The sequence below is a fragment of the Paenibacillus sp. genome, from assembly GCF_035645195.1.
Lineage (GTDB): Bacteria > Bacillota > Bacilli > Paenibacillales > YIM-B00363 > Paenibacillus_AE.
In genome coordinates, this window is sequence record NZ_DASQNA010000018.1 from 201617 (window position 1) to 225592 (window position 23976).

Here is a 23976-nt window from a genome sequence, read left to right on the forward strand (position 1 = left end):
GATGAGCGAAAAATCCATCGTACAGACGGCGATCGCGTCCGTCATCGACGGCGCGTCGCTCCCCCGGGAGACGGCGCGGCAGGTTATGGAATCGATCATGGACGGCGAGGCGACGCCGGCGCAAATCGGCGCGCTGCTGGCCGCGCTGCGCATGAAGGGCGAGACGGTCGAGGAGGTCGCGGGCTTCGCCGCGGGCATGCGCGCGAAGGTGAACCGGGTCGATACGCTGCAGGAAGGGCTGCTGGATACGTGCGGCACCGGCGGAGACGGCATGCATACGTTCAATATTTCGACCGCGTCGGCGATCGTCGCCGCGGCCGGCGGCGTCCGCGTCGCGAAGCACGGCAATCGGGCGATGTCGAGCAAGAGCGGCAGCGCCGACGTGCTCGAAGCGCTCGGCGTCAACATCAATCTCGGCAGCGAGCAGGCGGCGGCCTGCCTCCGCGAAGTCGGCCTCTGCTTCATGTTCGCGCAGGTGTACCATCCGTCGATGAAGCACGCGGCCGCGCCGCGGCGCGAGCTCGGCGTCCGGACGGTGTTCAACCTGCTCGGACCGCTGACGAACCCGGCCGGGGCGGACCGGCAGCTGCTCGGCGTGTTCGACCGCGCGAAGACCGAGCTGATGGCGGAGGTGCTGCGCGAGCTCGGCACCGCGCGGGCGCTCGTCGTCGCGAGCCACGACGGGCTCGACGAGATCAGCCTGTCGGCGCCGACGCGCGTGACCGAGCTGAAGAACGGCGAGCTGCGCACGTACGACATTACGCCCGACGATCTGGGGCTGCGCGAGTGCTCCGTCGGCGACATCGTCGGCGGCGACGCGGCGGAGAACGCCGATACGATCCGGCTCGTTTTCTCCGGGGCCAAAGGGCCGTATCGCGACATCGTCCTCGCGAACGCCGGCGCGTGCTTCTACGTCTCCGGCGTCAGCGGCACGCTCCAGGAAGGCGTGAAGCGGGCGGCGAACGCGATCGATTCGGGCGAAGCCGCCCGCAAGCTGGACCAATTGGTACAAGTAACGGAGGCGCTCAGCCATGTTTCTCGATAAAATCGTAGCGGTGAAGCGGGAAGAAGTCGCAAAGCTCAAGGAGCGTACGAGCGTCGCGGCGCTGGAGCGCGAGATCGCCGGCATGCCGGCGACGCTCGGCTTCCGCGCGGCGCTCGTCGAACGCGCGAAGCGGCCGACGGCGCTCATCGCCGAGGTGAAGAAGGCGTCCCCCTCGAAGGGGCTCATCCGCCCCGATTTCGATCCGGTGGCGATCGCGCGTTCGTACGAAGCCGCCGGCGCGGACTGCTTGTCCGTGCTGACGGACGAGCCGCATTTCCAAGGCAGCAACGCGTATTTGACCGCGGTGCGCGCGGCGGTGAAGCTGCCGCTGCTGCGCAAAGATTTCACGGTCGATCCGATCCATATTTACGAGGCGCGCGCGATCGGCGCGGACGCGATTTTGCTCATCGCGGCGATTTTGACGAAGGACGAGCTGAAGTCGTATCTCGCGGAGGCGGCGGGGCTTGGGCTGGACGCGATCGTCGAAGTGCACGACCGCGCCGAGCTCGACGTCGCGCTCGACATCGGGGCCGACTTGATCGGCATTAACAATCGGAATTTGAAAACGTTCGTCACGGATTTGGCCGTAACGGAGGAGCTGCTGCGCGACATTCCGCGGGATCGGTTCGTCATCAGCGAGAGCGGTCTCTCGAAGCCGGAGGATATCGTCCGGGTGCGGGAAGCCGGGGCGCGGGCGGTGCTGATCGGAGAGCATTTCATGCGGCAGCCGGACGTCGCGGAGGCGGTCGTCGCGCTGATGGGCGAGGCGGCGGTCCGATGACGGGCGCTCCGCTGCTTAAGGTGTGCGGGCTTCGCGACGCGGCGACCGCCGCCGGCGCCGCGAAGCTTGCGATCGATTATATCGGCTTCGTGTTCGCGCCGAGCAAGCGGCGGGTGACCGCGTCGGAAGCGCGGGACCTGATCGCCGCGATGCGGGAGGAAGGCGGCAGGCAGCGCTTCGTCGGCGTGTTCGTCAATCCGTCGCTCGATGAATTGGACGCGGTACTCTCGGAGGCTCCGCTCGACGTCGTGCAGCTGCACGGCGCCGAAACAGCGGACTTCGTCCGCGCCTTCCGGGAGCGCCATCCCGGCGTTCGCGTTTGGAAGGCGCTCGGCGTCTCCGGGGAAGCGGATCACAGCGCCGAGGCGGTCGCTTCGCGTTTGGCGCCCTTTGCGGGATTGTTGGACGGATTGCTGCTTGATGCGTACGATCCGCATGTCGGCGGGGGCACGGGCAAGACGTTCCGCTGGGACGCGATCCCCGCCTACGCGGCATGGACGGAGCGGGAGGGCATCCCGCTGTTCGCCGCCGGCGGGCTGCACGCGGACAACGTCCGCGAGCTGCTCGCGGCGCACGCGGTCGGCGGCGTCGATGTGTCTAGCGGCGTGGAAACGGACGGCGCGAAAGATTTGACCAAGATTCGTACATTCGTGGAAAGGGTGAAGCCGTGATGGCGATTTCGTTCGTGCCCGACCAGCAAGGCCGCTTCGGCAAGTTCGGCGGGCGGTACGTGCCGGAAACGTTAATGAACGCGCTCCTCGAGCTCGAGGAAGCGTATAAGCATTATTCCCAGGAGGAGTCGTTCCAACGGGAAATCCAGGAGCTGTACCGGCAATATTCCGGGCGCCCGACGCCGCTGTACTACGCGGAGCGTCTCTCTGAGCAACTCGGGGGCGCGCGCATTTATTTGAAGCGGGAAGATTTGAACCATACGGGCGCGCACAAGATCAACAATACGATCGGCCAAGGCGTGCTCGCGAAGCGGATGGGCAAGAAAAAGGTGATCGCGGAGACGGGCGCGGGCCAACACGGCGTCGCGTCGGCGACGGTCGCCGCCCTGCTCGGCATGGAGTGCAAGGTGTTCATGGGCGAGGAGGACACGAAGCGGCAGCAGCTAAACGTGTTCCGGATGAATTTGCTCGGCGCGGAAGTCATTCCGGTGACGTCCGGCACGCGCACGCTGAAGGACGCCGGCAACGAAGCGCTTCGCTACTGGGTCAGCCACGTCGAGGATACGTTCTACATTCTCGGCTCGGTCGTCGGGCCTCATCCGTACCCGATGATGGTGCGGGATTTCCAGCGCATTATCGGCGATGAGACGAAGGCGCAAATGCTCGAAGCGCACGGCCGTCTGCCGGACGCGATCATCGCCTGCGTCGGCGGCGGCAGCAACGCGATGGGCATTTTCTATCCGTTCGTCGACGACACGGACGTGCGCCTCATCGGCGTCGAAGCGGCCGGCGAAGGCGTCGACACCGACCGGCACGCGGCGACGATGACGCACGGCAAGCCGGGCGTGTTCCAAGGCTCGATGAGCTACTTGCTGCAGGACGAGCACGGTCAGGTGCAGGAGGCGCATTCGATTTCCGCGGGCCTCGATTACCCGGGCATCGGGCCGGAGCATTCGTACCTGAAGGACGTAGGCCGCGCGGAATACGTGCCCGCGACGGACAAAGAAGCGCTCGACGCGCTGCAGCTGCTGTCGCGCACGGAGGGCATCATTCCGGCGCTCGAGTCCGCGCACGCGATCGCGCACGCGCTGAAGCTTGCGCCGACGATGGGGCAAGATCAGATCGTCGTCGTCAACTTGTCCGGACGCGGCGACAAGGACGTCGAATCGATCATGAAATATATGAGGGGGAACGGCCAATGAACGCGGTGAACGCCATCGATGCGAAGTTCGCGCAATTGAAAGAAGAAGGCCGCACGGCGCTCATTCCGTTCCTGACGATCGGCGACCCCGATTTGGACGCGTCGCTCGCCTTGATTCGAGAGCTCGAAGCGGCGGGCGCCGACATGATCGAGCTCGGCGTGCCGTATTCCGATCCGCTGGCCGACGGTCCCGTCATTCAGCGCGCCTCGATGAGGGCGCTGTCCGGACGGCTTACGACGATCGTCGACGTCATCCATCTCGCGCAGCGGGCGAAGGAAGCCGGCGTGAAGCTGCCCTTTATCCTATTTACTTACTATAATCCGATTCTGCAGCTCGGCTTCGACCGCTTCTTCGATTTGGCGAAGGCGAACAATATCAGCGGCATGATCGTGCCCGATCTTCCGGTCGAAGAGGACGAAGAAATGCGCGCGTTGGCGGAGCGGCACGGGCTGCATCTGATTCCGCTCGTCGCGCCGACGTCGAAGCTGCGGGTCGAGCGCATCGCCGCCAAGGCGCGCGGTTTCGTCTACTGCGTGTCGTCGCTCGGCGTCACCGGGGAACGGTCGCAGTTCGCGGCCGACCTCGACGCGTTCCTCGACACGGTGCGCGGCGCGGCGACGGTGCCGATCGCCGTAGGCTTCGGCATTTCGAACCGCGAGCAGGTCGCCCGTTTCGAGGGCCGCTGCGACGGCGTCATCGTCGGCAGCGCCATCGTGCGCAAAATCGAAGAACAGGTCGAGAAACTCCGCGACCCGGCGACGCGCGACGAAGGCGCGAAGGCCGTCGGCGATTTCGTGCGGGAGCTGCGCGGCGCGGGCGCCGGCGCGAAAGCGTAAGCGCGCGAGCGCGTAATTGGAAGGGCACAGACGAGTTTTTAGGCGTGGATGCAGGTCCGCGTTTGCGCTACAATAACAGTAAATGACAGATTGGGCGAGGAGAGGTCGACGCATGCAACCGAAAGCGCGAATTATGCACCTGCCGGTGTACCAGCCCGGCAAACCGATCGAAGAAGTGAAACGCGAGCTGGGCCTCACGCACGTAATCAAGCTCGCTTCCAACGAAAACCCGTTCGGCTGCTCGCCGAAGGCGAAGGAAGCGATCATCGCGAACCTGGATCAAGCGAATATGTACCCGGACGGCGCGAGCGTCGATTTGAAGGCGGCCCTGTCCGCCCTGCACGGCGTGGAGCCGGATCAAATCGTGTTCGGCGCGGGCTCCGACGAAGTGATCCTGATGATCGCGAGGGCGTTCCTGTCCCCGGGCGACGAAACGATCATGGCGGATCGGACGTTCCCGCAATATAAGCATAATGCCGAAATCGAAGGCGCGACGGTCATCGAGGTGCCGCTCAAAGAGGGCACGCACGATTTGGACGCGATGCTGGCGGCGGTGACGGACAAGACGAAAATCATTTGGGTGTGCAATCCGAACAACCCGACAAGCACGATCGTCACGAAGGACGAGGTGGATGCGTTCCTGGCGAAGGTGCCTTCCTCCGTCATGGTCGTGCTGGACGAAGCGTACGTGGAATACGTCGTCGATGAGCGGTTCCCGAACGGCCTCGAGCTGGTGAAACGGTACCCGAACGTCGTCACGCTCCGGACGTTCTCGAAAGCCTATGGCCTGGCGAGCCTCCGAATCGGTTACGGCATCGGCCGTCCCGAACTGATTAAATCGATTAACCAAGTGCGCGAGCCGTTCAACACGACGCTGTTCGCGCAGGTCGCGGCGCTTGCGGCCGTACAGGATCAAGAGTTCATCGCCCGCTGCCGCGAGGCGAACGCGGCCGGCATCGCGTACCTTCGCGAGCAGTTCGACCGCCTCGGCCTCCGCAGCTTCCCGGCGCACGGCAACTTCGTACTCGTCGACGTCGCGCGCGATGCGAAGACGGTGTACGAAGAGTTATTGAAGAAAGGCGTTATCGTCCGCGGCGGACATACCGCGTCGATCGGCTTCCCGACGATGATTCGGGTAACGGTCGGCTCCGAAGAGCAAAACCGTACGTTTATCGAAGCATTGACCGCGGTGCTGGAAGAGACGGCTGTGGCTGCGGAATGACGAAAATCGCTATATTCGGCGTCGGGCTGATCGGCGGCTCGCTGGCGCTTTGCTTCAAAGGCAAGCCTGGCTTCCACGTCGTCGGCCATTCGCCGAAGGAAAGTTCCGCCCGGAAATACGTAGACCGGGGCGTCGTCGACGAAGCGACGACGTCTCTGACGGAAGCGGCGGAGGGCGCCGACTTCCTGTTCCTCTGCGTTCCGGTCGGCATGCTTGAGGATTATTTGGAGCAGCTGTCGCGCTGCCGGCTGAAGCCGGGCGCGATCATTACCGACGTCGGCAGCACGAAGGGCGAGGTCGTCGAAGCGGCAGCCCGCTACGACTTCGGACAAGCCGTCTTCATCGGCGGCCATCCGATGGCGGGCAAGGAGCGCTCCGGCGTGGAGGCGGCGACGTCGAAGCTGTTCGAGAACGCGTACTACGTGCTTACGCCGACGCCTGGCACGCCCGCCGATGCGTACGAAGCGCTGCACGGGCTGCTCGAGCACACGAGGGCGAAGCTCGTGAAGCTGGACGCGCGCACGCACGATGAAATCGTCGGCGCGGTCAGCCATCTGCCGCACATCGTGGCGGCGATGCTCGTCAATCTCGTGTCGCGGTTGAACGAGAGCGACGACGGTTATGAGAAGCTTGCCGCGGGCGGCTTCCGGGACATTACGCGGATCGCCTCGAGCGACCCGACGATTTGGCGCGACATTTGCGTAAGCAATCGCGGAGTGCTGCTGCAGCTGCTCTCGGAATGGATTCGCGAGACGGAGCGGTTCATGGCGCTGCTGCGCGCCGGGGACGGCGAAGGCATCGCGGGCGAATTCGCGTCGGCTTCCGCGTTCCGCAGCGCGCTGCCGGAACGGCGCGTCGGCATTGCGACGACGCATTATGAGTTTTACGTCCCGGTATCGGACGAGCCGGGCACGATCGGCAAGGTGACGACGCTGCTTGGCCGGGAAAGCATCAACCTGCGCAACATCGGCATCTTGGAGCCGACGCCGGGCGGACCGGGTTCGCTGCGGCTGTCGTTCGGCAACGAGGCCGATATGCATCGCGCGAAAACGCTGCTGGAAGCGGCGGGACATTGCGTGCACTTCTAAATGTGAACAGCCTCTCCGGGTCGCCGGAGGGGCTGTTTTTGCGTTGGCGGGGAGCGGCGGAAGTGCTTGCGAGCTGGCGAAGAAGGGAAGGAGGGTAGCAAAAGAAGCCACCCCCCAACTCATAAGAAGGGTAGGGTGTACACATAAGGCGTGCGGAGGAGCGGCGGAAGCGCGGCGAACGCTCAATCGAGTGGCGGCACAACTAGGCCATGCGAGCTCACGAGGCTTGCATGGGGGCTGCAAGCCGTCCCGGAGTGAGGCGAAAGGGAAGCCGAACGACGGAACGCCAGGAGGAGACAGCAACCGACCGGCAGGTCAGCGAGCAGGGCAAGGAACAGGCAGAGGACAGTGCAGGGAGCAGGGCAGCAAAAGCAGGGCCTTACGAAACAGCTGGGCGAGGCCGGTGCAATTAAACTTGTAAGCGCAATCTGAAAGCGTTTATAAAAAAGTGTTGACAAATTGAAAACGTATACATATACTAAAAGTACAGTATGGTTTCTCTCCACTCCTATCCGATATATGGCACTCTGTGCAACCGCCGATGAGGCGGTCTTTTTTTTGCCTTTTTGCTAAAAAACCCTCAGTTAATTATTTCCCTATAGCCATAAAATGGAATTTTCGTGTAAACTAATGGAATAGAATAAGGAGGGGATTATTGGGAATTGTCGAAGAAAGCAGGAATTACGCGAACGAACTCGAATATCATTCTACATATTAGGTTTTATCGCAATAGGTACATCGAATGAATTATTTTTTGATATAAAGCACCGCAACTTTTCCGTTCGGGGGAAGTATACAACAGTAAGACTCGAACGGAATCGATCACGGAAGCGGCAAGGAGGTTTTCCATGACCGATTCCCAGTTGATTCGGGAAATCAAGGACGGGAACGTTCAGCTCTATAGGGAACTGGTTGCGCGGTACGAGCGGAAAATCTTGCTTTTCATTTTTCATATGCTGAAAAATACGCGAATGGACCATATGGCGGAAGATATGTGCCAAGAGACGTTCTACAAGGCGTACCGGAGCCTGCATTCGTTCCGGGAAGTCGAAGCGTCTTTTTCCACATGGCTGTATACGATCGCCCGAAACACGGTCCTCAGCGAGCTTCGCAAAAATCGCAACGGCAACGTCTACCTGGAAGACAGCGGCTTCGAACCGATCACTACGACCGAAGCGCTGCCGGAACAGACGGTGCTTCGCAGCGAGAAGGTTAATAAAGTTCGCGAAGCGATCAACAGCTTACCGGAAAAGCAAAGATCCGCCTTAATTTTACGAGAATACGACGGACTAGACTATCAGGAGATCGCCAACATCCTCGGTCAAACGGTATCCTCCGTCAAATCGTTGTTGTTCCGTGCCAGGGCCAGCGTGAAAACCCAATTAGAAACGTATATGGGTGAACCGATCCTAGAGGAATATGAAGGGATGAAACAACGATGAAATGCGAAGAGATCCGGGAGATGATGCCCGATTACTGGGATCTGCCCGAGGGCGATTGGAATCGCGTACGCATCGATGAGCACGTGAAGCGTTGCGCGGACTGTGCGGAAGAATTTCAGATATGGAAGGAGAGCGCCGAGCTTATTCAGACGGCCGGATGGGGGGAGCTTGAGGAGCTACCCGCGAAGGGGAACGTCTCTTCCTCCGTCATGGAACGCATCTATTCGGACGAGAGCTGGCGCTTGCCGGTCGCGGAACGGCTGTATTCGATACCTCACCGCCTCCGCGTGCGGCTGCTGTCCCTCGTGGCAGGGTGTCTTGCGTTGTTCGGTTCCGCGTTTTTCTTCAATTTAGTAACGCCGGACGCGCCGTCGCCCACGGCGCCGAGCGCGGGCGTCATCGACGTGAGCGCGCTTGGCGAAGGCGAGATGACCGAATTTTCGCTCGCGAGCATTGAAGGCGTGCCGGTCGCCTCCATAGGAGACCCGGTCGTACTGAGCTTGCCGGTCGTAGATTCGTATCCGGACTATTTGTTCGTCCTGTCGATGCTCGGCCTCATCTGCGCCCTGCTGACGATGAATTGGCTCGCTCGCATTCGCGTGTAAATAGACGATGTCCGACAGCAGCGCCCCTTCGGGGGCGTTTTTTTTTGTGCCCAATTTTTCAAAAAAAATGTAGAACGGCGAATACTTTCTGTAAAAAGCCCAATAATGGGTAACAAAAGCGAGAGACGAAAGGCGGGAACGGCAAACGATGAATTTGGCTGACATGCTGAGCTATGCGGACATTCACCAGTTGAACCGAATCGCCAAACACTACGCATGCGACTGCAACACGAATTCGAAGCGAGAGCTGATTCAATCGATTCTCAACACGGTCAACCGGAGCGACGTGTTCGAGCGGTATGTCGAGCAATTGACGCTGGAGGACATCCGGTTTCTCAATTCGCTGCTGTTCGATCAGCGGGATGCGTTTTCGCTGGAAGAGCTGCTGGCTCGGGCGCAGATCAGCCGTTACGAAGCGGCGAAGCCGACCGGCTCGCTCTCCGCGCCCGGCGCGGGCAGCGAGCTGCTGACGACGCTCACCGTCGATCTGCGGGGGCTCGCGGAACAGAAAGCGGAGAAGAAGGAAAAGAAGCGCGAGACGAAAAAAGGGAAGGCCGCGGCGGAAGCGGAAACGAAGCCGTGGAGCCCGCGCGAGATGATCGTGAAATTCGCGCACCAAGGGTGGTTGTTCAACGGCTATTCGCAGCAGACGAAATATTTGTATCAGGTGCCTGCGGATTTGAAGCGGCGCTTCGGCGACTCGCTGACGCGCGCCTTCCAGCGGAGGCTGTCGTACATCGAGGAGCCGCACGCCTATCGAGACGAACAGCGGCTGCTCGCGGAGGACGTCCGAAAGTTTCTATCCTATCTGCGGTTTAACGACGTGGAGCTGACGGCGGAAGGCACGATGTACAAGCGGTCCCAGCTGGCGATTCTCGAATCGCTGCACGTGAAAGAGGAGCCGGTCGGCAAAGGCGGCTGGCGCTTCGGGTACGGACGGAAAATCAAAGACTACCCGAACCGGTTTTCGCTCATCTACGATTATTGCTATTACGAAGGGCTCATCGAAGAGGGTCCCGGCGCGCTGACGCTGACCGAGAAGGGCGAAGCGTTCGCGGCCGAAGGGCGGCTCTCCGATCCGGGCGCCATCTACCGATTCTGGCTCAAGCTGTATAAGAACCCGATCCACAACCTGCAATCGCTGACGCATTGGATCGATCGCCTCGCGGGGCGGTGGGTGACGCTGGAGTCGCTGAGCGACGTGTTGACCCCGCTTATTAAGCCGTTCTACTACGACGCGCCGGCTTCGATTTTATCGAATCGGATCGTCATGATGATGATGCACCAAGGGCTGCTGCGCATCGGAGAGCATCCCGAGGCGGGGACGGTCGTCGAAATGACGAAGCTCGGCAGCAGCATCGTCCGCGGCGTCTACGTGCCGGACGAGGACAAAATCGCGCTGCCCGACGAAGCGGCGGCGCCGTTCGCCAAAGGCGGTCCCGACCGCGTCTTCCCGGGCGGGCACGCGTACATTCCTAATCCCGGAGGGCGTTCGAACTAAGCGGCGCTCCCGTTTCCGAATATACAAAAGTATCACATTTAGATCCAGCCATGGAGGGTGACGTATGGATAAAATGGTTCCGGCAAACGAAGCGCTGCGCCATCTCATCGCGGAACTGATTCTGGACAAAGCCATACGCGAATACAGGGAAAAGGAACTCTACCGAGAGATCGACAAGGCGTTGGCGCAGGGGGATGAAGAAGCTTTTCTGCTGCTTACAAGCGAGCTTCGGTCGCTGCAGGGCATCGCGTAGCGGCTCGAGAAACAAGCGGTCTATGCCCGGAGGAAGGCATAGGCCTTTTTGTGCGGAAGCGGGAAAGCTGCGTTTTGCCGGAACGCCGTTTGGCTTCGAGGGGAGTTTATGGTATTTTGATGAATGACTGCGGCCGACGAGCGGCCCAGCTTCAAAGACTTTCGGCAAGGCGGGAAGAGGATGAAATTCAGCGATATCGACAAAGAACGATGGCCGGAGCTGCAGCCTTACATAGACACGGCGCTGCTCCCGTTAAGCGGACTGACCGGGAGGGAATCCCCGCACGAGGCGACGGAGGCGCTCGAGCGGCTGCGAGACGCGCTCGACCCGATCGAGACCGCGTACCGCGGACGCGTGGTCACGTATCCGGCGCTCCATTACGCGGAAGACGACGACGCGCTCGCGGAGCTGGCGGACAAGCTGTGCGCGCGCTTGCTCGACAGCGGCTTCGCTTATTGCGTGGCGGTCGCGGGCGACCCGAGATTGGCGGCGCTTAACATTCCGAACGCGTCCGCGCTAATCGCTCCGGAGCCGGCGAATCCGAACGCGCCGAGCGAGCAGTACCGTTCTCGGGCGAAACGGTTGATCGAAACGCTCTGGATGCGGCCGAAGGGGTGACGAATCCCGTCGGACCGAGGGCTGCATCGAGCGGACACAGTTGTGACAATTTCGTAACAGTTTCCATGAGACCCGCGTCCTGGCGCGATTTGCGCGGCCCGGTTTCCTTGACGCTTACTAGGTCGTAGGCTATTATAATTTATGACTTTGCATGTACTATTTTAGAGGCGATTTGACAGGTTTCGGCAAAGGGGGGTAACAACCGAATATGAGCGAACATCAACACCATGACAATCACGGGTCCGAACACAAGGAATCGAAGCGGCGCGAGATGTCCCGCCGTCAGTTCCTTTCCTATACGCTCGGCGGCGCCAGCGCGTTCATGGCGGCCGGTGTCGTCATCCCGATGCTCCGTTTCGCCGTCGATCCGGTGCTTCAGGCGAAGAGCGAGGGCACGTTCGTGAAAGTGGTCGAGGTCGAGAAGATTACGGAGGAGCCGACGGAGTTTTCGTTCAACGTGCATCAAGTGGACGGCTGGTACGAGAGCGACCCGAAGTTGGTCGCATGGATTTCGAAGGACGCGGAAGGCAACATTTTCGCGCTTTCGCCGGTGTGCAAGCACCTTGGGTGCGCGGTCAACTGGAACACGAATCCCGAGTATCCGAACCAGTACTTCTGTCCGTGTCATGGCGCACACTACACGGCTGACGGCAAGAACATGGCCGTTGCGCCGGCGCCGCTCGACGAGTATGAAGTGAAGATCGAGAACGGCTTCGTATACTTAGGACCGATCAAACCGAACGAACGGGTGTAAGAGGGGGCGTAAAGTCGTATGTTAAAAACTGTATACAACTGGATCGACGAGCGTCTCGACATTACGCCGATTTGGAGAGACGTTGCGGATCACGAGGTGCCGGAGCACGTCAACCCGGCGCATCACTTCTCCGCGTTCGTCTACTGTTTCGGCGGTCTGACGTTTTTCATCACCGTCATCCAAATTTTGTCCGGCATGTTCCTGACGATGTATTACGTGCCGGATATCGTCAACGCATATGCGTCGGTCGATTACTTGCAGCATAAGGTCGCGTTCGGCGTCATCGTCCGCGGCATGCACCACTGGGGCGCGAGCCTCGTCATCGTCATGATGTTCCTGCATACGCTCCGCGTGTTCTTCACGGGATCGTACAAACATCCGCGCGAAATGAACTGGGTCGTCGGGATGCTCATTTTCGGCGTCATGCTCGGCCTCGGCTTCACGGGATATTTGCTGCCGTGGGACAACAAAGCGTACTTCGCGACGAAGGTCGGCATCCAGATCGCTGCGTCCGTGCCGTTCATCGGCCAATCGATCGCAGTGTTCCTTCAGGGCGGCGACATCGTCGGCGCGCAGACGATCGCTCGTTTCTTCGCACTGCACGTATTTTTCCTGCCGGCCGTTTTGCTTGCGCTGCTGGGTACGCACTTCTTCCTGATCCGCAAGCAGGGCATTTCCGGACCGTTGTGATAAGGGGGTAACGAACAATTATGGCCGGTCATCATAACGGTAACCACGGCAATGAGAAAATCGTCTACGTCGGCGACTCTCGCGTGCCGAAGCCGACGAAAGTATATACGCCGAGAGACTACTCGGCGTATCCCGGCAAGTCCGAAGCGTTCATTCCGAACTTCCTGCTTAAGGAATGGATGGTCGGCTGCGTCTTCTTGGTGGGCGTGCTCGTTCTGACGGTTTCCCACCCGGCGCCGCTCGGTTATCCGGCGGATCCGACGAACACCGGCTTCATTCCGATGCCGGACTGGTACTTCTTGTTCATGTACCAGCTGCTCAAGTACCCGTACATGGCCGACGAATTCATCGTGCTCGGTACGGTAGGCATCCCGGGCCTCGCCTTCACGGCGCTGCTGCTCGCTCCGTTCCTCGACAAGAGCCCGGAGCGCCGCTTCTATCGCCGTCCGGTTACGTCGGCCGCGATGCTGTTGTCGCTCGCTGCGATCGTGTACCTGACGAACGTGTCGTGGACGCACTACCAGCACGAGCTCGAAGTGAACGGCATCACGCCGGAGCACATCGAGCGCGAGGAGAAGATGCGCGAAGAGCGCAAAGCGCGCGAAGCCGGCGAAGAGCCGCCGAAAGAAGCGACCTCGGTCGTGTTCGAGGACGATCCGGCTGCGGAAGTGTACCAGAAAGCGACTTGCGTCGCTTGCCACGGCACCGACCTTCGCGGCAACGGCGGCGTCCCGGGTCTCATCGGCGTCGGCGATCGGTATACGGAAGAGGAAATCGCCGGCATTATCCATGACGGCAAAGGCGGCATGGCGCCGCAATATGAAGAGAACATCAAGAAGGGCCTCACCGAAGAAGAGATCAACTCGCTGATCACTTGGCTCGCTCAACAGAAGGCCGAGAACGAAGGCAAATAATCTCGACGACGGGAAGCTTGGAATCCACGAATAGACAGACCTGACTGCAGCTGCAGTCAGGTCTTCTTCGTAAAGAGAGGTTGTATGACGTGTTCGAACGAATCGGCTTTTTGTGGAGCCGCGCCTTCTTGCTGTCGCCTTGGCTGCTCCACGCCTTGTTTTGGGTCAATGCGCTGGGTACGGTTTACGGCTATGAATGGTATCGCAAGCAGTTGATCGACACTTGGGTCAATTACGGGGAATGGCTCGTCGTATTCGTGCCGGATAGCCCGACGGCGAGTCTCTTTTTCTGCATCACGCTGCTGTATTTGCTGCGAGACGTCCGCGCCGAAGGACGGTCCGGGGCGCGTCTTGCGTCCGCCGGCGCGGCGCCGCTTGTGACGTGGCGGGGCGTGTTGGAAGCATTGGCCGTCATTACGCAAGTGAAGTACGGCATTTGGGCGGTCGCGATCATTTTCTGGGGCGCCTCGCAAGGGGACGCGCTGCAGTGGCAGGATTGGATGCTGGTCGTCTCGCATTCGGCGATGGCCGTCGAGACGCTGCTCTACATGCGTTTCTATCGTTTCACGGCGCTCGCGGTCGCCGTCGGCGCGATCTGGACGCTGACGAACGATTTCGTCGACTATACGTTCGGCGTGTATCCTTGGCTGCCGCGGCCGCTGTGGGACCAAGTCGGGGACGTGCAAATATTCACCGTCGCGCTGTCCGCGCTCGGCATCGCGTGCGCGTACACCGGCGTGAAGCTCGCGGCAAAATATCGCGTCTAAAGCGGGACATCCCTCCATATCATGTGATAGGAGGGATGTCCTATGGTGTTTACCCGGCGAATCCGCCGTGGCGCGTTGCTGTGTCTCGGAGCGGCGATCCTCGCGTTCGCCTCCGGCTGCGGCAGCGAAGCGCCGCGGCCGGAGACGGAATCGAATTCGAAGAAAGTGATTACGGATCTGCAGCGTCAGACGATGCGGCAAATGGACGAGGCGGCGGAGAGCGCGTTCCAAAGCGCTCAACGGGGAGACCTATCGGAAACGAAAACGCGCGTCGCGCAGCTCTCCGTTCTGTCGACGAAGCTGTCATACGACGGCCTCACGACCGTCGAAGGCGTGGAAGCGGTGACCGGCTCGATTACCGGCGCGATGCAGGCGCTCAACAGCGTGTCGCCGGACAAGGGAGCGGTCGTGACGAAGGTGGCGAGCGTGCGCCTTGCGGTCGACGCGCTCGCGCACCGGCAGCAGCCGATGTGGCTGGAGTACCGGGCGCCGCTCGAGGAGACGCTCGATCGAATGGCGTCGGCCGTCGAAGCGAAGGACGATCCGCAGGCGAGCGAGGCGCTGGCGGCGTGGCGCGTCCGCATCGCGGTCGTTCGTCCGGCGATCGTCGTGTCGCGCGACGCGGCGGAAGCGGTCAAGCTCGATTCCATCACGGCGTTCCTGACGAACGGTTTGCGTTCCGCCGATTGGGACGGCCTCGCGCAGGCGATGCCGAGCCTGAAGTCGGCGCTCGTCGAAGTGTTCGCCGGCGAAGATCGCGAGACGGTCAGCCCGCTGCTGCCGACGGCGGAGCCGCCGCATCCGATTCTTTGGTCGTTCGGGCTGGGCAGCTTCATCGTCGCGGTGCTGGGCTACGTCGCATGGCGCAAATATACGGGCGAACAAGGCGTCGCCCGCGTGAAGACGGAGCGCGATTTCGAAGGGCGCTGGTAAGGGGCGGACTACTCGTCCGCTCCGCTTTCCGATTTGAAGCCTTCCCCGAGAACGTCTTGCACTTCCGATACGATGACGAACGCACGAGGATCGACCCGCCGCACGAGTCTTTCGAGCCGGCGGGTTTCGTGTCTGTACACGACGCAGTACAGCATCTCTTTCGGCTGCCCCGTGAAGGCGCCTTTCGCGGGGATGAGCGTTACCCCTCGCTCGAGCTCCAGCATGATCTGCTTCGAGATCTCCTCCGTCCGCTCCGAAATGACCGTGAACGCCCGCGCTGCATATTCCCCTTGCTGAATGACGTCGATCATTTTCGCCGCGATAAAAACGACGATAAGCGTGTACAGCACGCGATCCATAGAAATATAGAAGAGCGATACGCCGATGACGATCGCGTCGAAATACAAGAAAAACTGCCCGATGCTCCAGCCGTATTTGCGATTGACGAGGCGCGCCAGGATGTCGACGCCGCCGGTCGTGCCGCCGAACCGGAACACGATGCCGAGTCCCGCCCCGAGCGTGACGCCGGCGTATAAGGCCGCGAGCAGCAAATCGTTCTCCGAGGCGAACGGCCGAATCACCCCCGAGTGCAGCACGCGTTCGAAGACGTAGAGGAAGAAGGCGAGCGACAGCGTGCCGAAGCCGGTCAGCCACATGCCGCGCCGCCCGAGGTACCGGAGGCCGAGCAAAAACAGCGGGACGTTCAGCACGATCGTCGATATCGACAGCGGCACGCCGAACGCGTAGTGGAGCAAGATGGAGATGCCCGTGACGCCGCCTTCCATCAGCTCGTTCGGCACGATGAAATAGTGAATGCCGAATGCGTAGATTGCCGTGCCGAGCAAGATCGGCGACAATTGTTTCGCGGTATTCCAAACGTTGAGACCTTTCATCTCGATAACCCCTGTCCTCTGCGAGTGTAAGCGGATCCGGATCCTCGGATCCGATTCGATTGTACCATTATTTTCATCCACCGTTCAAAAACGATTCTCCCTTACGCTCGTTTCCTTTCTTGTACAATCGCCCTAGTTTGCAGTAACATAGGAATAAACCTGAGGATGGAGCGAAAGGCGGAGAGCAAACGGATGCCGGATAAGTCGATGCGGCAAATGCAAAAAGAAGTCGACGCATACATATCTCAATTTAAAGAAGGTTACTTCAGTCCGCTCGCCATGCTGGCGCGCATGACCGAAGAAGTCGGCGAGCTGGCGCGCGAAGTGAACCATGCCTACGGCGAAAAGCCGAAGAAAAAGGACGAAGCGGAAAATTCGATCGAGTACGAGCTCGGCGACATTTTATTTATCGTCATTTGCTTCGCCAACTCGCTCGGCATCGATTTGCAGAAGGCGCACGATCTCGTGCTCGAAAAATTTAATACGCGGGACAAAGATCGCTGGACGAAACGGGACACCGAAGCGTAACCGCTCGAATATCGTATACCATCACCTTATCGGCAGTTTCAACCGCAAAGGGGGTGGTCGAGATGAGCGGAGAGAAGGAACTGCAGAAGGCTTACGAATCGCTCCTCGGGCAGCATTTCGAAGAAGCGGTGGAATGGTTTCAGCGGGCGATCGAGCAGGATCCCGACAATGCGGACTATCATTATAAATTGTCGATCACGTACGCTCGGAACGGCCGGGTGGAGGAAGCGCTCGATCATGCGCGCAAGGCGCTCTCGCTCGCGCCGGACGACACGGCGTGCGGCATTCATCTGCGGGTGCTCGAGGCGAAGCAGCTTCGGCGCGAGGCGGAGCGGCTGCTCGCAACCGGCGGGGGCGAAGCGCTCGCGGCGTCGTATTTGCGCGAGGCGCTCCGGCTTGATCCGCTGGAGGAAAGCACTTATGTGCTGCTCGCTTCCGCCTGCGCCCGGATGCATGAATACCAAGAGGCGCTCGCGGCGCTTCGGGAGCTGCTCGAGCTCGATCCGGAACATGCGACGGCTCGCGCGTTGATCGAACAGTACAAACAACGATTCGCGGAATATTTGGGGGAGAAGACATGAACGAACGAAACATACGCGTGGCGGTCGCCGGCGCAGGCGGCCGGATGGGCCGGGAAGTCGTGAAAATGGTGCTCGCGGAGAGCGATTTCGAATTGGCGGCGGCGATTTCTCCGTCGTCTAAGGGCAAGGACGCCGGCGAGCTCGTCGGCTTGCCGGCCTGCGGCGTCGCCGTAGGAAGCGATCTGGCGGAGGAACTGCTGAAGCTGGACGTCAAGCCCGACGTGCTCGTCGACTTCACGACGCCGCAGCTCGCGGTGCCGCATACGCGGATCGCCATCGAGCACGGCGTCCGCCCGATTATGGGGACGACCGGCTTCACGCCCGACGATATCGACAAGCTGGACAAGCTGTGCCGGGAGCGGGGCATCGGCGGACTGATCGCGCCGAACTTCTCGATCGGGGCGATCCTGATGATGAAATTCGCGCAGGAGGCGGCGAAATATTTCCCGCATCTGGAAATCATCGAATATCACGGGGATCAAAAGCTCGACGCGCCGTCCGGCACGGCGGTGAAGACCGCGGAGCTCGTCGCGGAGACGCGCAAGAAGCTGAAGCAGGGCAATCCGAACGAGCACGAGACGATTCCGGGAGCTCGCGGCGGCGAATTCGAAGGCTTCCGCATTCACAGCGTCCGACTGCCCGGCGTGTTCGCGCAGCAGGAGGTCGTGTTCGGCGCGTTCGGCCAAACGCTGAAAATTCGGCACGATTCGTACGACCGCGCAGGGTATATGGCCGGGGTCGCGACGGCGGTCCGCAAAGTGATGCATACGACGGGGCTCATCTACGGCTTCGAGCACATGATGGATTGACGGGGGAGAACGCCATGAACATTTCATTGATCGCGCACGACCGCAAAAAAGACGACATGGTCGACTTCGCCATCGCTTACGAGTCGGTGCTCGCGAAGCATCGCTTGTTCGCGACCGGCACGACGGGGCAGCGCATTATGGACAATACGGAACTGAAGGTGCATCGATTTTTGTCCGGGCCGCTCGGCGGCGACCAGCAGATCGGCGCGATGATCGCCCAGAACGAGATGGATTTGATCATATTCCTGCGCGATCCGCTGATGGCGCAGCCGCACGAACCGGACATTATCGCCTTGCTCCGGCTGTGCGACGTGCACAACATTCCGCTCGCGACGAATCTCGGTACGGCGGAAGCGCTCATCAAAGCGCTCGATCGCGGCGACTTGAGCTGGCGCGAGGTCGTTCATGCCGAGCCGTAAACCGGACAAGCTGGACCTGCTCGTCTTCGGCGCCCATCCCGACGATGCCGAGATCGGCATGGGCGGCACGATCGCGAAGCACGCCGCGGCGGGTTTCGCGGTCGGCATTTGCGATTTGACGCTCGCCGAGATGTCGTCGAACGGCGACCCGGATCTGCGGCAGCGGGAAGCGGCAGCGGCGTCCGAGGCGCTCGGACTCGCGTATCGCTCCAACCTCGCCCTGCCCGACCGCGGCTTGCGGGGCGGAGACGAACAGATCGAACGCATCGTGCGGGAAATACGCGCGCTGCGGCCGCGATTCGTCTTCGCGCCGTACTGGAAGGACCGCCATCCGGACCATGTGGCGTGCAGCGCGCTGATCGAGGAAGCGGTGTTCAACGCGAAGTTGCGTCGGTGGAAGCCCGAGACGCCGGCATGGACGGTGGAGAAGTTATACTTCTATTATATTAACGACGTGGAACCGCCGGCGGTCGCGGTGGACGTGACCGAGACGTACGAGGCGAAGACGGCGGCGCTGCGCGCGTACCGCAGCCAGTTCGAACCGACCGGGAGCGACGCCGTCGCGACGCCGCTGACGCAGGGGTACCTTCGGAAGGTGGAGCAGCGGGACGCTTTGCTCGGGAACGCGCTCGGCGTCCGCTATGCGGAAGGATTCGCGGCGAAATCGCCTCAGCTCGTTTCTCTATTTTGACGGATCCGCACATATACTACTACGAAAAGCTTGCCGGTCGGAGGTGACGCAAGTGAAAGAAACGTTAAACATCGGCATCACGTGCTACCCGTCGCTCGGAGGCTCCGGGGTCGTGGCGACGGAGCTCGGCAAACTGCTGGCGGAGCGGGGGCATCAGGTGCATTTTATAACGCACAGCATGCCGTTCCGGTTAAGCGGATACCATAAAAACATTTTTTACCATGAGGTCGAAGTTCCCGACTACCACGTCTTTAAATATCCGCCGTACGACTTGTCGCTCGCGGCGAAAATGGCGCAAGTCGCCCAAATGCAAAAGCTGGACGTGCTCCACGTCCATTACGCGATTCCGCACGCGGTGTGCGCGTATTTGGCGAAAGGCATGGTCGAGCAGCCGCTGAAGGTCGTGACGACGCTGCACGGCACCGACATTACGATTTTGACGCATGACGAAAGCATGGCGGATTTGGTTCGCCTCGGCATCAACGCGAGCGACGCGGTGACGGCGGTATCGAACGATTTGATCCGCGAGACGGTCGAGCGGCTCCATATTACGCGGCCGATCGATCTAACGTATAACTTCGTGGACAAACGGGTGTATTACCCGCGGGATTGTTCGCGTTACCGGACCGATTTCGCTCCGTGCGGCGAGAAAATTTTGATGCACGTCTCGAATTTCCGGCCCGTGAAACGGATCCAGGACGTCGTGGACGTGTTCTATCGGGTGAACGAGGAAGTGCCGTCGCGTCTCGTGTTCATCGGGGAAGGGCCGGAAATGTCGCGCACGATGGCGCGCGTCCGGGAGCTCGGGCTCGAGGAGCGCGTCTTGTTCCTCGGCAAGCAGGACGAAGTGGCGGAGCTGCTGTCCGTCGCCGACGTCATGCTGCTGCCGTCCGAGAAGGAGAGCTTCGGGCTCGTCGCGCTCGAAGCGATGGCATGCGGCGTGCCGACGGTCGGATCGACCGCAGGCGGCATTCCCGAGGTGGTCACGCATGGGGAAACCGGATATTTGTCGCCCGTCGGGGATGTCGCCTCGATGGCGGACGACTGCATCCGGCTGCTGACCGACCCGACGCTGTACGCCCGAATGTCCGAAAACTGCATTCATCGGGCGCGGACGGCGTTCTGCAACGATTTGATCATGCGGCAGTATGAGGACATCTACTACCGGATCCTCGGGCGGGAACGCCGTCCGGCGGAGCTGGAGCGGGTGTGCACGGCCGAATGACGGATTCGATTCGCTTCGAAGGCGGGATGGGAGAGGGCGGCATGGAAATCGTCCGGCGGTTGGCCGAGGCGGGACATGCCGCTTATTTCGTCGGCGGATGCGTGCGGGACGCGCTGCTCGGACGCGCGGTGAAGGATATCGATATCGCCACGTCGGCCAAGCCGGAAGCGGTGCTCGAGCTGTTTCCGAACGCGATCCCGACGGGGCTGAAGCACGGGACGGTGACGATCCCGCTGCGGGATTGGCAGTACGAGGTGACGACGTTCCGCGCGGAATCGGAGTATTCGGACGGGCGCCGTCCGGACGAGGTCGTCTTCATCGACGACGTAGAGGGCGATTTGGAACGGCGCGATTTCACCGTCAACGCGATGGCGGTCGGCGCGGACGGGCGTCTCGTCGACCCGTTCGGCGGTCGGCGCGACCTCGCCGCCAAGATGCTGCGAGCGGTCGGCGACCCGGCCGAACGGTTCGGCGAGGACGCGCTGCGCATGCTTCGCTTCGTCCGGTTCGCGGCCGAGTACGGCTTCGCGCCGGACGAACGGACGTGGGCGGAGGCGAAGGCCGGGGCGCCCGGACTCGCGGCGATCGCGATGGAGCGGGTGTTCGGCGAGCTGTCGCGCATGATCGCGGGCGCCGACCCGTACCGCGCGCTGCGGCTGCTCGCGGAGAGCGAGCTGCTCCGTTGGACGAAGGAGCGGCTGCGGCTGCCGCGGGAGCTCGGGCTCGCCGCGGGCGTCTCGGACGACCCGCTTCCGCGGCTCGCGCGCGTGCCGGACGAGCTTGCCCGGTGGGCGCTCTGGTTCGACCGGATGGGGCTCGGCCCCGAGGAGGCGGATCGGGCGTGTAAGGCGCTGCGGACGTCCGGCGCGTTCGCGGACGCGATCCGGCGGACGCTCGGGCTGCACGCCCACCTGCGGGGAGCGCCGGAGGCGGCCGCGCGGCGAAGCTGGATCACTGGCGCGCTGCGGTACGGCGAGGAGACGAGCCGGCGCTGGCTGGCGCTCGCCGCGGCGGCCGCGGAAACGGAGCCGTACGGCTGGGCCGCGCGCTACGTCGACTCCGGGCCGCTCTGGCTCGCCGAGATGAGCGCGCGCACGCTGAAGGAGCTCGCCATCTCCGGCGCGGACGTGCTGGCGGCGGCGGAAGGCCGCAAGGCCGGGCCGTGGCTGCAGGCGCTGCTGCAGCGCTTGCTCGAGCATACGGCGCTCGGCGAGCTGCCGAACGAGCGCGAAGCGCTGCTCGCGCAGGCGCGGGTATGGCTCGCGGAATCGGATGGAAGGAAGCGAGACGGCATATGAACGAGAAGCTGATCCGCTGCTTCGAGGAAGCGGCGGGCGAATACGTATCCGGCGAAAGGTTGAGCCGGGAGCTGGGCATCAGCCGGACGGCCGTGTGGAAACGGATCCGCAAGCTCGAAGAGGAAGGCTACGTGTTCCAGTCGTCCACGCGGCTCGGCTACCGGCTCGTCAGCGGGCCGCAGCGGCTGCGCGTCGACGCGCTGCTCGCCCGGCTCTCGGGCACCGGCTTCGAGCATGCGGTGCAGGTGCTGGAGAGCGTCGATTCGACGCAGAACGCCGCCCACGAGGCGCTGCTGGCCGGCGCTCCGGAAGGGGCGCTCGTGTTCGCCGAGGCGCAAACCGAAGGACGCGGGCGGCTCGGACGGGCGTGGTATTCGCCGCCCGGCAAGGGCATTTACATGAGCTTCATCCTAAAGCCCGACGTGCCGCTCGCGCTCGCTCCGCAGATGACGCTGCTGATCGCGGTCGCCTTGTGCCGCGCGATTCGCAAGGAAACGGGAGCGGACGCGACGATCAAATGGCCGAACGACATTCTGATCGGCGGCCGCAAGGTGAGCGGCATCCTCGTCGAGACGATGCTCGAGGCGGATGCGGTCAAAGCGATGGTGGCGGGCGTCGGCATTACCGCGAACGTCCGCGAGGAGGAGTTTCCGGAGGAGCTCCGCCCGCGGGCGACGTCGCTGCTCGAAGCGACGGGGCGGCCGACGGAGCGCGAAGCGCTCGTCGGCGCGTTCTTCGAGCAGTTCGCGCAGCTGTACGCCTTGTATAAGACGGATGGTTTCGCTCCGATCCGGTCGCTGTGGGAGGCGCTCTCGTCGACGCTTCACGGCCGCGTCGCGATCACGACGGCGCAGGGCGTCGTTACCGGCGCGGCGGAAGGCATCACCGACGAAGGGGCGCTGGTCGTGCGGGAGGACGACGGCCGCTTGCGCAAGCTGTATTCCGGCGACGTCGCCGCGCCGGCGCCGTCGTCCGGCGGCGGATCGGGTCGAACGGGCTGATCGCCGCCGAGTCGCCGCCGAGTCTATGTACAAATGAACATAGTTTGCTATACTAAAGAGAACGCAGAGGACGGCATCTTCCCAGAGCCGTACCTCGTGAGGCGTTCTCTTTTTTCTATGATGTTTCTGCTCTGAGCCGAAAGGACCGAGACAGAAGGATATCGCCGCGCCGCCCAGGCGCAGGTCTCTTTTTGTGTTGGATTCCTTTTCGGGTTCGGGCCCGGGAAGGTTTTTTTCGTTTCAAGGAATCCTATCCTCAAGGAGGGACAAAAGCGATGACGGATGCTGCAGGATCCAGAAAACCCCTGACGACGACGCGGCTGCGCGCCATGAAGGGGAAAGGCGAACCGATTACGGTGATTACCGCTTACGACTACCCGTCCGCCCAGCTGGCGGAAGCGGCGGGCGCCGACGTGCTGCTCGTCGGCGACTCGCTCGGCAACGTGGTGCAAGGACGGGAAACGACGCTGTCGGTGACGCTCGACCACATTATATATCATACGGAAATCGTCTCGCGGGCGGTGCGAACGCCGTTCGTCGTGGCGGATTTGCCGTTCGCGACGTACCACGGCAGCGTGGACGCGACGCTCGCGAACGTCGCCCGCGTCATGCGCGAAGGCAATGCGAAAGGCGTCAAACTGGAAGGCGGGCGCGACATCGTGCCGGCGGTGAAGGCCGCCGTCGCCGCGGGCGTGCCCGTGATGGGCCACCTCGGCCTAACGCCGCAGTCGGTGCACGTCATCGGCGGCTACAAAGTGCAAGGCAAGCAGTCCGCGGCGGCGAGCAAGGTGCTCGACGACGCGCTGCGGCTCGAGGACGCGGGGGCGTTCGCGCTCGTGCTGGAGCTCGTGACGGACGAACTCGCGGCGGCGGTGACGGAGCGGCTGTCGATCCCGACGATCGGCATCGGCTCGGGACCGCGCTGCGACGGTCAAGTGCTGGTGTTCCACGACATTTTGCAGTACGGGCTCGATTCCGCGCCCAAGAAGTTCGTGAAGTCGTACGCCGACGTCGGTACGATCATCCGGAACGCGCTAGCCGCATACGTCGGCGACGTGAAAAACCGGAGCTTCCCCGAAGAGTCGCATACGTTCCATATGGAAGAAGCTACGATCCCGCAGCTGTACGGCGCATCCGACCCCGGCGTCGGCGGAGAGCCGGAGGAAGCGCGCCGGGAAGCCGTTCCGGCCGATAAGGAGTGACGCCCGC

At 62.0% G+C, this 23976-nt stretch carries 27 protein-coding genes; 26 read left to right on the forward strand and 1 reads right to left on the reverse strand.

What is annotated here, in order from left to right:
• The first annotated feature begins 1 nt into the window (after position 1).
• The 17 genes from trpD (at position 2) to VE009_RS10180 (ending at position 15322) form a co-directional block, all read left to right on the forward strand.
• The gene (gene trpD, locus VE009_RS10100) at positions 2-1045 is read left to right on the forward strand and encodes an anthranilate phosphoribosyltransferase (RefSeq protein ID WP_325007268.1); all 1044 of its coding nucleotides are present in this window, start codon (positions 2-4) and stop codon (positions 1043-1045) included.
• Positions 1032-1826 carry an indole-3-glycerol phosphate synthase TrpC gene (gene trpC / locus VE009_RS10105; RefSeq protein ID WP_325007269.1) on the forward strand — a complete coding sequence of 265 codons (795 nt, stop codon included), beginning with the start codon at positions 1032-1034 and terminating at the stop codon, positions 1824-1826. The genes trpD and trpC overlap by 14 nt, the downstream gene beginning before the upstream one ends.
• Positions 1823-2497 carry a phosphoribosylanthranilate isomerase gene (locus VE009_RS10110; RefSeq protein ID WP_325007270.1) on the forward strand — a complete coding sequence of 225 codons (675 nt, stop codon included), beginning with the start codon at positions 1823-1825 and terminating at the stop codon, positions 2495-2497. The genes trpC and VE009_RS10110 overlap by 4 nt, the downstream gene beginning before the upstream one ends.
• Positions 2497-3699, forward strand: a complete 1203-nt coding sequence (gene trpB / locus VE009_RS10115) for a tryptophan synthase subunit beta (RefSeq protein WP_414694812.1) — start codon at positions 2497-2499, stop codon at positions 3697-3699. Before VE009_RS10110 ends, trpB begins: the two co-directional genes overlap by 1 nt.
• A gap of 5 nt (positions 3700-3704) precedes the next feature.
• Positions 3705-4535 (forward strand): tryptophan synthase subunit alpha, encoded by an 831-nt coding sequence (trpA, locus tag VE009_RS10120; protein ID WP_325007426.1) that lies wholly within the window; start codon positions 3705-3707, stop codon positions 4533-4535.
• A gap of 112 nt (positions 4536-4647) precedes the next feature.
• Entirely contained in the window at positions 4648-5757 is a 1110-nt protein-coding gene (gene hisC, locus VE009_RS10125) for a histidinol-phosphate transaminase (RefSeq protein WP_325007271.1), read from the forward strand.
• Positions 5754-6845, forward strand: coding sequence for a prephenate dehydrogenase (locus tag VE009_RS10130; protein ID WP_325007272.1), 1092 nt, complete (start codon positions 5754-5756; stop codon positions 6843-6845). Before hisC ends, VE009_RS10130 begins: the two co-directional genes overlap by 4 nt.
• 848 nt (positions 6846-7693) lie before the next feature.
• On the forward strand, positions 7694-8287 hold the full coding sequence (locus tag VE009_RS10135) for an RNA polymerase sigma factor (RefSeq protein WP_325007273.1): 594 nt from the start codon (positions 7694-7696) through the stop codon (positions 8285-8287).
• Entirely contained in the window at positions 8284-8892 is a 609-nt protein-coding gene (locus VE009_RS10140) for a zf-HC2 domain-containing protein (RefSeq protein ID WP_325007274.1), read from the forward strand. The genes VE009_RS10135 and VE009_RS10140 overlap by 4 nt, the downstream gene beginning before the upstream one ends.
• 148 nt (positions 8893-9040) lie before the next feature.
• Entirely contained in the window at positions 9041-10393 is a 1353-nt protein-coding gene (locus VE009_RS10145; RefSeq protein ID WP_325007275.1) for a hypothetical protein, read from the forward strand.
• Between the two features lie 64 nt (positions 10394-10457).
• Positions 10458-10646 carry an IDEAL domain-containing protein gene (locus tag VE009_RS10150; protein ID WP_325007276.1) on the forward strand — a complete coding sequence of 63 codons (189 nt, stop codon included), beginning with the start codon at positions 10458-10460 and terminating at the stop codon, positions 10644-10646.
• A gap of 180 nt (positions 10647-10826) precedes the next feature.
• On the forward strand, positions 10827-11264 hold the full coding sequence (locus VE009_RS10155; RefSeq protein ID WP_325007277.1) for a DUF2487 family protein: 438 nt from the start codon (positions 10827-10829) through the stop codon (positions 11262-11264).
• A 208-nt stretch (positions 11265-11472) separates the two neighbouring features.
• On the forward strand, positions 11473-12018 hold the full coding sequence (locus VE009_RS10160; RefSeq protein WP_325007278.1) for a ubiquinol-cytochrome c reductase iron-sulfur subunit: 546 nt from the start codon (positions 11473-11475) through the stop codon (positions 12016-12018).
• An 18-nt stretch (positions 12019-12036) separates the two neighbouring features.
• Positions 12037-12708 carry a menaquinol-cytochrome c reductase cytochrome b subunit gene (gene qcrB / locus VE009_RS10165; protein WP_325007279.1) on the forward strand — a complete coding sequence of 224 codons (672 nt, stop codon included), beginning with the start codon at positions 12037-12039 and terminating at the stop codon, positions 12706-12708.
• A gap of 20 nt (positions 12709-12728) precedes the next feature.
• Positions 12729-13622 carry a c-type cytochrome gene (locus tag VE009_RS10170; RefSeq protein ID WP_325007280.1) on the forward strand — a complete coding sequence of 298 codons (894 nt, stop codon included), beginning with the start codon at positions 12729-12731 and terminating at the stop codon, positions 13620-13622.
• An 89-nt stretch (positions 13623-13711) separates the two neighbouring features.
• On the forward strand, positions 13712-14389 hold the full coding sequence (locus tag VE009_RS10175; RefSeq protein ID WP_325007281.1) for a DUF1405 domain-containing protein: 678 nt from the start codon (positions 13712-13714) through the stop codon (positions 14387-14389).
• Positions 14390-14431: 42 nt separating this feature from the next.
• Entirely contained in the window at positions 14432-15322 is an 891-nt protein-coding gene (locus tag VE009_RS10180; protein WP_325007282.1) for a sporulation protein YpjB, read from the forward strand.
• 8 nt (positions 15323-15330) lie between these two features.
• On the opposite strand, the gene VE009_RS10185 is transcribed toward VE009_RS10180, so the two are convergent.
• Entirely contained in the window at positions 15331-16215 is an 885-nt protein-coding gene (locus tag VE009_RS10185; protein WP_325007283.1) for a YitT family protein, read from the reverse strand.
• Positions 16216-16407: 192 nt separating this feature from the next.
• On the opposite strand from VE009_RS10185, the gene VE009_RS10190 reads away from it, so the two are divergent.
• From VE009_RS10190 to panB, 9 genes are all read left to right on the forward strand, one after another.
• Entirely contained in the window at positions 16408-16743 is a 336-nt protein-coding gene (locus tag VE009_RS10190; RefSeq protein ID WP_325007428.1) for a nucleotide pyrophosphohydrolase, read from the forward strand.
• Between the two features lie 62 nt (positions 16744-16805).
• Positions 16806-17324, forward strand: a complete 519-nt coding sequence (locus tag VE009_RS10195; protein ID WP_325007284.1) for a tetratricopeptide repeat protein — start codon at positions 16806-16808, stop codon at positions 17322-17324.
• Entirely contained in the window at positions 17321-18133 is an 813-nt protein-coding gene (gene dapB, locus VE009_RS10200; protein WP_325007285.1) for a 4-hydroxy-tetrahydrodipicolinate reductase, read from the forward strand. The genes VE009_RS10195 and dapB overlap by 4 nt, the downstream gene beginning before the upstream one ends.
• Positions 18134-18147: 14 nt before the next feature.
• Positions 18148-18552 (forward strand): methylglyoxal synthase, encoded by a 405-nt coding sequence (locus VE009_RS10205; protein WP_325007286.1) that lies wholly within the window; start codon positions 18148-18150, stop codon positions 18550-18552.
• Positions 18539-19243, forward strand: a complete 705-nt coding sequence (bshB1, locus tag VE009_RS10210; RefSeq protein ID WP_325007287.1) for a bacillithiol biosynthesis deacetylase BshB1 — start codon at positions 18539-18541, stop codon at positions 19241-19243. Before VE009_RS10205 ends, bshB1 begins: the two co-directional genes overlap by 14 nt.
• 52 nt (positions 19244-19295) lie before the next feature.
• Positions 19296-20468: an N-acetyl-alpha-D-glucosaminyl L-malate synthase BshA gene (bshA, locus tag VE009_RS10215; protein ID WP_325007288.1), complete on the forward strand. Its 1173-nt coding sequence runs from the start codon at positions 19296-19298 to the stop codon at positions 20466-20468.
• A complete protein-coding gene (locus tag VE009_RS10220) occupies positions 20465-21766 on the forward strand; it encodes a CCA tRNA nucleotidyltransferase (RefSeq protein ID WP_325007289.1) in 1302 nt (433 codons plus the stop codon). The genes bshA and VE009_RS10220 overlap by 4 nt, the downstream gene beginning before the upstream one ends.
• A complete protein-coding gene (locus tag VE009_RS10225; RefSeq protein ID WP_325007290.1) occupies positions 21763-22767 on the forward strand; it encodes a biotin--[acetyl-CoA-carboxylase] ligase in 1005 nt (334 codons plus the stop codon). Before VE009_RS10220 ends, VE009_RS10225 begins: the two co-directional genes overlap by 4 nt.
• Before the next feature lie 275 nt (positions 22768-23042).
• On the forward strand, positions 23043-23969 hold the full coding sequence (panB, locus tag VE009_RS10230; protein ID WP_325007291.1) for a 3-methyl-2-oxobutanoate hydroxymethyltransferase: 927 nt from the start codon (positions 23043-23045) through the stop codon (positions 23967-23969).
• Positions 23970-23976: the final 7 nt, after the last annotated feature.

What these genes read in the sequence shown, in the direction of transcription:
- qcrB (WP_325007279.1), top strand. Translation starts at nt 12,037, where the DNA reads ATGTTAAAAACTGTATACAACTGGATCGACGAGCGTCTCGACATTACG.
- VE009_RS10135 (WP_325007273.1), top strand. Translation starts at nt 7,694, where the DNA reads ATGACCGATTCCCAGTTGATTCGGGAAATCAAGGACGGGAACGTTCAG.
- VE009_RS10145 (WP_325007275.1), top strand. Translation starts at nt 9,041, where the DNA reads ATGAATTTGGCTGACATGCTGAGCTATGCGGACATTCACCAGTTGAAC.
- bshB1 (WP_325007287.1), top strand. Translation starts at nt 18,539, where the DNA reads ATGCCGAGCCGTAAACCGGACAAGCTGGACCTGCTCGTCTTCGGCGCC.
- VE009_RS10190 (WP_325007428.1), top strand. Translation starts at nt 16,408, where the DNA reads ATGCCGGATAAGTCGATGCGGCAAATGCAAAAAGAAGTCGACGCATAC.
- VE009_RS10185 (WP_325007283.1), bottom strand. Translation starts at nt 16,215, where the DNA reads ATGAAAGGTCTCAACGTTTGGAATACCGCGAAACAATTGTCGCCGATC.
- VE009_RS10130 (WP_325007272.1), top strand. Translation starts at nt 5,754, where the DNA reads ATGACGAAAATCGCTATATTCGGCGTCGGGCTGATCGGCGGCTCGCTG.
- trpB (WP_414694812.1), top strand. Translation starts at nt 2,497, where the DNA reads ATGGCGATTTCGTTCGTGCCCGACCAGCAAGGCCGCTTCGGCAAGTTC.
- VE009_RS10220 (WP_325007289.1), top strand. Translation starts at nt 20,465, where the DNA reads ATGACGGATTCGATTCGCTTCGAAGGCGGGATGGGAGAGGGCGGCATG.
- trpC (WP_325007269.1), top strand. Translation starts at nt 1,032, where the DNA reads ATGTTTCTCGATAAAATCGTAGCGGTGAAGCGGGAAGAAGTCGCAAAG.
- VE009_RS10150 (WP_325007276.1), top strand. Translation starts at nt 10,458, where the DNA reads ATGGATAAAATGGTTCCGGCAAACGAAGCGCTGCGCCATCTCATCGCG.
- VE009_RS10140 (WP_325007274.1), top strand. Translation starts at nt 8,284, where the DNA reads ATGAAATGCGAAGAGATCCGGGAGATGATGCCCGATTACTGGGATCTG.
- VE009_RS10160 (WP_325007278.1), top strand. Translation starts at nt 11,473, where the DNA reads ATGAGCGAACATCAACACCATGACAATCACGGGTCCGAACACAAGGAA.
- hisC (WP_325007271.1), top strand. Translation starts at nt 4,648, where the DNA reads ATGCAACCGAAAGCGCGAATTATGCACCTGCCGGTGTACCAGCCCGGC.
- VE009_RS10155 (WP_325007277.1), top strand. Translation starts at nt 10,827, where the DNA reads ATGAAATTCAGCGATATCGACAAAGAACGATGGCCGGAGCTGCAGCCT.
- VE009_RS10170 (WP_325007280.1), top strand. Translation starts at nt 12,729, where the DNA reads ATGGCCGGTCATCATAACGGTAACCACGGCAATGAGAAAATCGTCTAC.
- VE009_RS10205 (WP_325007286.1), top strand. Translation starts at nt 18,148, where the DNA reads ATGAACATTTCATTGATCGCGCACGACCGCAAAAAAGACGACATGGTC.
- VE009_RS10225 (WP_325007290.1), top strand. Translation starts at nt 21,763, where the DNA reads ATGAACGAGAAGCTGATCCGCTGCTTCGAGGAAGCGGCGGGCGAATAC.
- trpD (WP_325007268.1), top strand. Translation starts at nt 2, where the DNA reads ATGAGCGAAAAATCCATCGTACAGACGGCGATCGCGTCCGTCATCGAC.
- dapB (WP_325007285.1), top strand. Translation starts at nt 17,321, where the DNA reads ATGAACGAACGAAACATACGCGTGGCGGTCGCCGGCGCAGGCGGCCGG.
- VE009_RS10195 (WP_325007284.1), top strand. Translation starts at nt 16,806, where the DNA reads ATGAGCGGAGAGAAGGAACTGCAGAAGGCTTACGAATCGCTCCTCGGG.
- VE009_RS10110 (WP_325007270.1), top strand. Translation starts at nt 1,823, where the DNA reads ATGACGGGCGCTCCGCTGCTTAAGGTGTGCGGGCTTCGCGACGCGGCG.
- panB (WP_325007291.1), top strand. Translation starts at nt 23,043, where the DNA reads ATGACGGATGCTGCAGGATCCAGAAAACCCCTGACGACGACGCGGCTG.
- VE009_RS10180 (WP_325007282.1), top strand. Translation starts at nt 14,432, where the DNA reads ATGGTGTTTACCCGGCGAATCCGCCGTGGCGCGTTGCTGTGTCTCGGA.